Origin of the sequence: Flavobacterium fluvii, assembly GCF_900129545.1 — a bacterium.
GTDB classification, from domain to species: domain Bacteria; phylum Bacteroidota; class Bacteroidia; order Flavobacteriales; family Flavobacteriaceae; genus Flavobacterium; species Flavobacterium fluvii.
The window spans coordinates 227,266-236,710 of record NZ_FQWB01000006.1 but is presented as its reverse complement, the minus strand read 5'-3'; the positions used below and the strand labels follow the sequence as shown (position 1 = coordinate 236,710).

The following is a 9,445-nucleotide window of genomic DNA, read 5'->3' as shown; positions in this document are numbered from 1 at the left end:
GTTTGCGAAGCAATGCCAATATTACCACAAGCATCGGTTACCGTCCAGTTTTTGGTAGTCGAGAACGCACAACCCGAACCAGTTTCGGCAGCCACAGTTCCAGTAGCGGTCAAACCAGTGCTGCAACCATCAGTTACAGTTGCGCTACCAAAGGCAGCAGCAATTTGTGCCGGGGTTGGATTACAACCCAAAGCAGTTGCAGAAGCCAAAGATATTGTTGGAAGAGCGATGTCTCGGGTATAGTTTACGGTTTGAGAAGCAGTCTGGGTATTACCGGCTACATCAGTTACCGTCCAGTTTTTAGTTGTAGAAAATGTACAACCAGAACCTATTTCGGTGGCAACAGTTCCTGTTGCAGTTAAACCGGAACTGCAATTGTCGGTTACGATTGCAGTGCCAAACGCGGCAGCAATTTGTGCCGGGGTTGGATTACAACCAAGCGAAGAAGCAGAAGCCAAGGTAATAACAGGTTTTTGTGTATCAGGTGTAGTAAGAACTGTAATAACTTTTGAATCGCTACATCCAGTTACGCTATTATTAGCTACAATTGTATAAGTTCCTGCCGGTTTATTTGGAATTGTACCCGTTACAGTTGTTGTATTAGTTGTTGTAGTTCCACTTGTAGTTGTATTGGTTGATGAAGAAAGCCCAGAAAGAGTTACAGGATTGCCATCAATTGTAAAACTTAAATTATTTATTAAAGAGTGTGCCGAAGTCGCTGTAACCTGAATACTTCCGTCTGGTGTATTACAGGTAGCACTTGTTGGTACGCCAGATAAAGTTGTCTTATTTACTTCAACATTAAAAGTACAAGTATTAGTAGATGTATTACCAGATACAGGAGTATATGTAGCTGTATAAACAACTTGTGTTGATCCAACCGGAAAATAATCACCTGGACTATAATTAGAAGTAACAGCCAAATTAATTCCTCCGGAGCAACCGGCACCTACAATTGTTGCATCATAATATATTCTATCAACCTCAATATGGTTAGAAGCTCCAATCGAACCTGATGGACTGTCAATAAAACTGTACTTCAACTTATAAACACCGTTTGGGACACTATTTGGAATTGTAATTGTCTTAAGACCAGTAGACGTTATATTTGATATTGTAGAAGACCAAACTGAATTATTGGTCGCATCTAAAACATCAAGCTTCCATGAAAAATTACCGGATGGAACTATTAATTCCATATTTATTGCTGTTCCAGAGGTATTGTTAAAATACTGAAAAGGAGCAATGAAATAGGTGTCACCACCAGAGGATTGAAAAAGTCTTAGATTATTGCTGCCTATACGCTGAACACGACTATAAGTCCAACAAGTATTTGAACTTTCAGGTAAATTAAATTCTACATAAAATGAAGCATTCTCACCAGGGACGCTCGTTGCACAGTCAAGTGAATAATTAGGTGGGGTCCAAAATACAGTGCTTCCTAAACCCGTTGCATCAGCACAGACTGGTGCCAAATTTGATGGCGGACAATTTGTTTCTTGAATAGTGCAAATTTGTGAATATGTATTACCAACAAACAGAAAGAAAGCTAATAATAAGGAAACTCTTTTTAAAGTTAAAGAGAGAGGTTTTAGAATAAAAATAAAATTGAAAAGTAGGTTAACAATTTGATTTGGAGTAATTTTTTTCATATTCTCGTTTTTTTAAAATAATTACCATTCTATACTTTTTATGAACTATTCGAAATAAGAATGTTTTTGTTTTCAGCGAAACTAACTACTATTAATAAAAAAGAAGTTTTTTTTCTATCAATAACCTAAAAACTCGTTGAAAGGGTAATTTTTGTCATTTAAAACTTATTTTAGGCTTGTTTAATTAAAATTTAATGAAAATAAAGATGTTCTTAATTTTATGATAAACTTTAACTTTAATTAAAAAATCTGCTTTTTAGACATTTCAAAATTAACAATAAATTTATTTAAAAACATCGATTAAGTGCAAAAAACATAGATAAAGTGTAATATTTGCATTATTTATATGTAAAATATTACAAAAAATATTCAGTTTACAAATGTTGTTAAAATGTTAAAATAGTATGGATTTAATATTTGATTCCAACTTTCGGGGTAAATTGGATTGATCCAGGAAATTTTATCTTTTTTTTATATTTATTAATCAAAATATATTTTGTAATTTGTTTGGTTCTAAAAATGAGTTGAATAATCACAATGCTAACAGGATTCTAACATATGAAAAATCTGATATTAATTCGACACGCAAAATCAAGTTGGGAAGCACCATTAAGAGACATTGATAGACCATTGGAACAAAGAGGGATTATGGATGCACATCTAGTAGCCACAAATTGTGTGAAATATATGCCCTCGACTTTTGTGGTTTGGAGCAGCATTGCAAAAAGAGCATCGGAAACCGCCCTTATTTTTGCCCAAAATATTTTATATCCCATAGAAAGTATCGTTTTTAAAGAGGAACTTTATACTTTTGACGAAAGCCAATTGGAAAAGGTTATTAAATCGTGTAGTAATATTTTTGAAAATGTTATTCTTTTCGGGCATAACGAGGCAATTACAAATTTTGTTAATAAATTTGGTGATGTTTATATTGATAATGTTCCTACATCTGGCTTCGTGTCGTTAGAATTCGAAGCTGACAATTGGGATGCTATAAAAAAAGGCAAAACCAAAAAACTAATATTTCCCAAAAAATTAAAAAAAAGTGAATAATTACAAGTATATAGATAGAGAAAAAAGTTGGTTAACCTTTAATGCAAGAGTACTTCAAGAAGCAGCAGACGATACAGTTCCATTATTAGACAGGTTGCGATTTTTGGGAATTTTCTCCAATAATTTGGACGAGTTTTTTAGAGTTAGATTTGCAGCCATCAGAAGATTGAGTTTATCAGGAATCTCGGGAGAGAAATTTCTTGGTGGAATTTCGGCCCAACAATCTGTCAAGGACATCACCGAAATTGTTATCCAACATCAATCAGAAAGTTTAAGAATATTAAATAGCATTGAGTCCAAAATGAAGACAGAAAACATTTTCATGATTCATGAAAACGGGATCTCAAAGGAACAAGAAATATTTTTAAAAGACTTTTTCATCCAAAAATTAAGCCCGGAATTAATCACCATCATATTGAATGATTTAGCTGAATTCCCAGTATTGAAAGATACCGTGGGTTATTTGGCCATAAAATTGGTAATGAAAAAAGATGCGGAAATTCGATATGCAATGATTGAAATTCCCAATACCATCAACCGATTTGTTGTTTTGCCTTCAAAGGACAAAAAGCAATATGTCATACTACTTGACGACGTAATTAGACATAATCTGGGCAGTATTTTCAATATTTTTGACTACGAAAGCGTTTCGGCCCACATGATAAAAATTACTCGTGATGCCCAGTTGGATATTGATAGTGATTTGAGTAAAAGTATGCTCGAAAAAATTGCATCCAGCGTGAAAGACCGTAGAATAGGGGAACCTGTTCGGTTCATTTACGATCAATTGATTGACCAGGACACCCTTCAATTTTTTCTTGACAAAATGAAAATCGTTTCTACCGACAGTATCATTCCTGGTGGAAGGTACCACAATAGACGCGATTACATGAGTTTTCCAAATTTAGGAAGACACGATTTATTGTACAAAACCAATGTGCCATTGCCTATTCCTGGATTGAGTCTTGAAGGGAGTTTGTTGGAAAAAATCAGCAAAAAAGACTATTTGCTGAATGCTCCTTACCAATCTTTTTCCTATCTCACCAAGTTTTTGCGTGAAGCAGCATTAGACCCAAAGGTTACGACCATAAAAATCACTTTATATCGATTAGCCAAAAATTCGCAAATCATAAGTTCGCTTATAAATGCAGCCAAAAACGGCAAAAAAGTTACCGTTCAAATTGAATTGCAGGCTCGTTTCGACGAAGCCTCGAATATATCATATGCTGAGCAAATGCAGACTGAAGGCATTGATCTAATTTTTGGTATAAAAGGACTTAAAGTGCACAGTAAAGTATGCGTCATTGAAAGAGTTGAAGAAGATAAAATAAGACGTTACGGTTTCATTTCCACTGGAAATTTCAATGAGCAAACGGCAAAAATTTATACGGATGTCACACTTTTTACAAGTCACCAGCAAATCCTGAAGGATGTCAGCAAGATATTTGAGTTTTTTGACATCAATTACAGATTATACCGATACAAACATCTCATTGTTTCACCACATTATACTCGTTCTCGATTTAACAAATTAATAGAAAGAGAAATTATTAATGCTTTAGAAGGAAAAGAAACATTCATAAAGTTGAAAATGAATAGTTTGTCTGATTTTAAAATGATAGATAAATTATATAGTGCCAGTAATGCAGGCGTGAAAATTCAATTGGAAGTAAGGGGAATTTGTTCTTTAGTTCCCGGAATTCCTGGAATGAGCGAAAATATAGAAGCCATAAGTATCGTGGATAATTACTTGGAACATTCGAGATTGTACATCTTTGGGAATGCAGGCGATCCGGAAGTATATATTTCTTCGGCAGATTTCATGTCCCGAAACCTTGACGGAAGAGTAGAAGTGACCTGTCCAATTTATGATTCCGAAATCAAACAAGAATTGATTGATAATTTTGATTTAGGATGGAAAGGAAATGTAAAAGCACGCTATCATTCTGAAAAATTAGACAATAAATACCGTGTTCGCAAGGAGAAAGAAACTATTTTCAGGGCACAATGGGAAACCTATAAATATTATCAAAATAAAATAGAACTAATTACCGATGTTGTTTCATAACATCTAATTAATTTAGTTAAAATTTAGTACCATAATGAATAAGCTACTTAACCCAGAAATGCTCACGATAAAAAAATATGCCGCAATTGACATCGGTTCGAATGCGATGCGTTTACTAATTACCAATATTGTTGAGCAGGACGGAAAAGAATCCCAATTCAACAAAAACTCCTTGGTGCGTGTGCCTATTCGTTTAGGTCAAGATTCCTTTACCGTTGGAGAAATTTCCCAAGAAAATATTGATCGAATGACCGATGCAATGACGGCATTCCGTCTTTTGATGAAAGTTCACAAAGTCGAAAAATATTTGGCTTTTGCCACCTCGGCGATGCGGGAAGCTTACAATGGCAATGAAGTAGTTGAAATTATCAAAGAAAAAGCAGGCATCAATATTGAAATTATTGATGGAAAAAAAGAAGCTGTAATTATAGCTTCCACAGATTTGCACCATCTTTTGAAATCGGACAAAAACTATTTATATGTGGATGTTGGTGGTGGAAGCACCGAATTTTCTCTTTTTTCCAATGGAAAAATTGTTGTTTCCAAATCATTCAAGGCAGGAACAGTTCGTTTGTTGAACGAAATGGTAAGAGAAGTTTTGTGGCAAGAAATGGAGAAATGGATTAAAACAAATACCCAAGACTACGACGAGGTTACTATCATAGGTTCCGGCGGAAACATCAATAAATTATTTAAAATGTCTGGGAAATTGCAAGACAAACCTTTGTCCTATATTTATTTGAATTCACAATATTCCTTTTTGAGTTCACTGACTTACGAACAAAGAATTTCGGAATTGGGTTTGAATCCCGATCGTGCCGACGTAATTATCCCTGCGACCCAAATCTATCTAAATGCCATGAAATGGAGTGGCGCCAGAAATATTTATGTTCCTAAAATAGGACTTTCCGATGGTATCGTGAAGGCAATGTATTACGGAAAAATTTAATCATTAAGAAGAATTTATTTGTAAACATTATTGCGTTATACTTTATTCGCAACGATTAAATAGAATTTCGTCTTTTCATTTAGGCTAATTATGCCTACTGAATTTATAGTAATCATGAATTCAAAAATTACTACTAAAGTGGTATTTTTTTATGTTTGATATTAGTTCAACTTTGAATCTAACTTCAAAAACAAAAAAAATGAAAAGAATTTACACCACAATAGTATTACTAATTCTCGTTAGTAATGCTGCTTATTCGCAGGAATTTAAAGAAACCGTACAAGAACTTACTGCAAAATCCCAAAAAGGATATATGTACGATATCACCAAAAATGATGCTGGCAACAGCAACATCACTTTTAAAATGAAGGTTAATAAAAAAAGTGATGATGTGTCTTTTGAAGAATACAGTTTTGACAAAAACATTAAATTCCTTGCAACTACTGAAGCGAAAGAAAAGAAAGAACAGAAAGCAGATGTTGAACGCACTTCATTAAATGTTTATGTTGGAGGTTCCAATTCGTTTGATGTGTTGAGTATGAAACTAAAATTGAACAAAGTGGTTAGATTAAAAACATGGAATCATGAAAAACAAGTTTATGTGACCAAGAAAGTACTTTCAGATGAAAGTATAAAACCGAAGAATGACAATGGAAAAGTATACTATGGATATGCTTCTTATTCTTCTTTGGATGATACAAAGAGCGATGTTTTGGCACTTGCCAAAGTAGAATCCAAAGACAAGAACAAAGCAGATCAATTTCTGGTCTTGATGATAAATGACAAATTGGAGCTGAAAGAAAAACCATTGGATTTAAACGTATCCTACTCTCTTGTATATTGCCAACAAATGCCAAATGAAAATATTGTTACAATATTTGCTCCTAATAAAGGAAAGTCAGATCCTTCTAATTATGTGTTTTGTGAATTTGATATCGAAGGAAATATTAAGAATAAAGTTGAATTCAAAAGCCCTGCATCGGCACTTCTTATTACTGCAGCTTATGAAAAGGACGGAAACATTTACTTCTTTGGAACTTCGACAAAATCGAAAGATGCATTTGCAGAAGTGTTTAACGAATATGCCCCTATTTATAATCCAGGAGGAGGTGGCAGTAATAAATTAGACCTAAAATGGAGAAAATCTTTGGATGAAGACATGGATAATTTTCATTTGCTGAAATTTAAGGGAAACCAACTTGCATTTGCCTCCACCACGGCAGTGCCGGAATTTAAATCTAAATTTAAAACCGCTCCCGGCGATAAAGGAGCAACGGTTTACAAAGGGAAAAAATTCTATATCGAGAACTTTTTCGTCACTAATACCGAGGATTATTTAATTGCGGGTCAATTAACCAGTTCCGTAAATATGGGTATGGGAAATCCGGTAGACTCCTACGAAGATATTATTTGCTTTCATTTTGACAAAACCGGGAGTTTAAAAGCACAATATGGTATTGGTAAAATGAACAACGACAAGAAAAGTGAAATTTTCGACATGAAACAAAATTTTTATCTTTCTTCAGACGGAAAAAGCTTGTATTGGGAACTTATGGAAATAAAAGGAGCGAAAGGCTATGAATCATTTCTTGATGCATATTATGGTTCTGCAACAGTATTTCCACTTTATTTCCCTCGCATCGTTAAAATTGATTTGGCCAATTCCACTCTTGGAACCATCAAGGCTTTGGGAGATCGAAAATATTTTTTGAAAAGAGATTTTCCTTCAATATTTGATAAATCCGAGAACAGTATCACTTATATTGGACTTGATGAAGATTGGGAAAAACTATGGGTTGGGAAAGTTTTGCTTCAATAATAGAACTACTCACGTAACAAAACTAAAAAACTGGCTGAAATTAATTTCAGCCAGTTTTTTTATTGCTTGAAAATCTCGGTAAATTTTAGAAATTAAGCTCAATAATATTTATTAAATATCCAAATCGAACGTCTTTTTCAACAACTCTAAATTGGGGTTGATTTCATTCAATCTATTGAATTTGTCCAAAGCCGTAAATGCAAATTTTTTCTCGATACTTTCATTTACAATAATTTTGATGTCAATATCGTGATTGTGCAAATGTCCTCTCAAATAGCCCAAAAGTCCGTTTAATTCGGTTTCGAAGTCTATCTTGGAACCTCCGTTGGGCAATTCGTGAATGATGGTGGTACCTTCTAATTTGGGATCGCTTATCATCAAAAGCGATTCCATTATCTTGTGTCCTTTATCTCCCAAACGCATTGCATATTTGTTCCAATACAACAACATGTCGGTTTCGTTGAAAGTCTCTGTTGGAAGATGTACTTCTTCTTTAACAATTCCTTTACTGCTTTCCTGCAATTCTCTTTTGGCACGAATGCTTGAAAGTGACAATGCAGAAAATTTAGGTCCTTCAGAAAGGTTTGCAGTTTGTGGTTCAGGTTGTGAAGTTTCGTTTGGGACAACTACATTAGAATGGTTGATTTCAACTTTTGGTTCTGCAACCTTTTCAATTTGACTTTTTTCATTGGCATTGGAATTGTTATTGCCATTGATTTTTTCAACAATTGAATAATCAGTTCTTCTAAAATAAGTGGGTGGAATTATAAATTGCTCAACTTTTTTTTTTCTCCATCAAAGGTGATGGAGGCAAGTTGCATCAAGCAAAGTTCAACGAGCAGTCGTTGGTTTTGGCTCACTTTGTATTTCAAATCGCAGTCATTGGCAATTTCGATTCCTTTCAACAAGAACTCTTGTGATGCTTTTTGACATTGAATGGCATACAGTTTTTGGGCTTGTTCGCCCACTTCCAATAAAGTTAAAGTAGCAGGTGTTTTGGAAACCAATAAATCCCTGAAATGCGAAGCCAAACCTGATACAAAATGGTGCGCATCAAATCCTTTGGCAAGAATATCATTGAAAGCAACCAATAATTCCGGGATTTTGTTTTCCAAAATCAAGTCGGTTACCGTGATATAGGTTTCGTAATCAAGAACATTCAAGTTTTCGGTAACGGCTTGACGGGTCAAATTATTGCCGCAATAGGAAACCACTCGGTCAAAAATAGACAAAGCATCACGCATCGCACCATCGGCTTTTTGGGCAATAATATGCAAAGCATCGTCTTCGCAAATCACGCCTTGGCTTTGGGCAACTTCGGCAAGATGTTCTTTGGCATCTTTTACGGTAATTCTTTTGAAATCAAATATCTGGCAACGAGAAAGTATCGTCGGAATAATTTTGTGTTTTTCGGTCGTGGCCAATATAAAAATGGCGTGTTTTGGCGGTTCTTCCAACGTTTTCAAGAAAGCGTTAAAAGCTGCCGAAGACAACATGTGTACCTCGTCAATGATGTAAACCTTGTATTGTCCTGTTTGTGGCGGAATGCGAACTTGGTCAATCAAATTTCGGATGTCGTCCACGGAATTGTTGGAAGCAGCATCCAATTCGAAAACATTGAAAGCAAAATCTTCATTCGGGTCGTCATAACCGGGTTGATTGATTTTTCGGGCAAGAATTCGGGCGCAAGTTGTTTTTCCAACACCACGAGGTCCCGTAAACAATAGGGCAGAAGCCAAGTGGTTGCTTTCTATGGCGTGTAATAAAGTACTGGTAATCGCCTTTTGTCCCACAACATCATTAAATGTTTGTGGACGATATTTACGTGCCGATACAACAAATTGTTCCATAGATTTTTATTCGAAAGCAAATATAGGTAATGGGATTATATTATGAAACCCTTA

At 34.9% G+C, this 9,445-nt stretch carries 7 protein-coding genes; 4 read left to right on the top strand and 3 right to left on the bottom strand.

Translation table 11 applies throughout. The features are described from left to right. Nucleotides 1-1,475 (bottom strand): HYR domain-containing protein (locus BUC16_RS14205; RefSeq protein ID WP_170860878.1); only part of this gene is annotated, 1,475 nt, incomplete at its 3' end. A gap of 735 nt (nt 1,476-2,210) precedes the next feature. Between BUC16_RS14205 and BUC16_RS14200 the strand changes: the two genes are divergently transcribed. The 4 genes from BUC16_RS14200 to BUC16_RS14185 all read left to right on the top strand — a co-directional run bounded on the left by BUC16_RS14200 (nt 2,211) and on the right by BUC16_RS14185 (nt 7,541). Continuing rightward, nucleotides 2,211-2,705, top strand: coding sequence for a SixA phosphatase family protein (locus tag BUC16_RS14200; RefSeq protein WP_073371447.1), 495 nt, complete (start codon nt 2,211-2,213; stop codon nt 2,703-2,705). Next, nucleotides 2,698-4,773, top strand: a complete 2,076-nt coding sequence (gene ppk1, locus BUC16_RS14195) for a polyphosphate kinase 1 (protein ID WP_073371446.1) — start codon at nt 2,698-2,700, stop codon at nt 4,771-4,773. The genes BUC16_RS14200 and ppk1 overlap by 8 nt, the downstream gene beginning before the upstream one ends. Before the next feature lie 58 nt (nt 4,774-4,831). Beyond that, a complete protein-coding gene (locus tag BUC16_RS14190; protein WP_073371445.1) occupies nt 4,832-5,722 on the top strand; it encodes a Ppx/GppA phosphatase family protein in 891 nt (296 codons plus the stop codon). A gap of 199 nt (nt 5,723-5,921) precedes the next feature. Then, nucleotides 5,922-7,541: a hypothetical protein gene (locus tag BUC16_RS14185; protein WP_141226165.1), complete on the top strand. Its 1,620-nt coding sequence runs from the start codon at nt 5,922-5,924 to the stop codon at nt 7,539-7,541. Nucleotides 7,542-7,652: 111 nt separating this feature from the next. Here the strand turns inward: BUC16_RS14185 and BUC16_RS14180 are convergent, their stop codons facing one another. Together BUC16_RS14180 and dnaX are read right to left on the bottom strand one after the other, a co-directional pair. Next, a complete protein-coding gene (locus BUC16_RS14180; RefSeq protein WP_244534369.1) occupies nt 7,653-8,096 on the bottom strand; it encodes a DUF8439 domain-containing protein in 444 nt (147 codons plus the stop codon). Between the two features lie 209 nt (nt 8,097-8,305). Continuing rightward, nucleotides 8,306-9,391 carry a DNA polymerase III subunit gamma/tau gene (dnaX, locus tag BUC16_RS14175; protein WP_073371443.1) on the bottom strand — a complete coding sequence of 362 codons (1,086 nt, stop codon included), beginning with the start codon at nt 9,389-9,391 and terminating at the stop codon, nt 8,306-8,308. Nucleotides 9,392-9,445: the final 54 nt, after the last annotated feature.

Coding starts and splice junctions, on each gene's coding strand:
- BUC16_RS14200 (WP_073371447.1), top strand. CDS start 2,211: ATGAAAAATCTGATATTAATTCGACACGCAAAATCAAGTTGGGAAGCA.
- BUC16_RS14190 (WP_073371445.1), top strand. CDS start 4,832: ATGCTCACGATAAAAAAATATGCCGCAATTGACATCGGTTCGAATGCG.
- BUC16_RS14185 (WP_141226165.1), top strand. CDS start 5,922: ATGAAAAGAATTTACACCACAATAGTATTACTAATTCTCGTTAGTAAT.
- dnaX (WP_073371443.1), bottom strand. CDS start 9,391: ATGGAACAATTTGTTGTATCGGCACGTAAATATCGTCCACAAACATTT.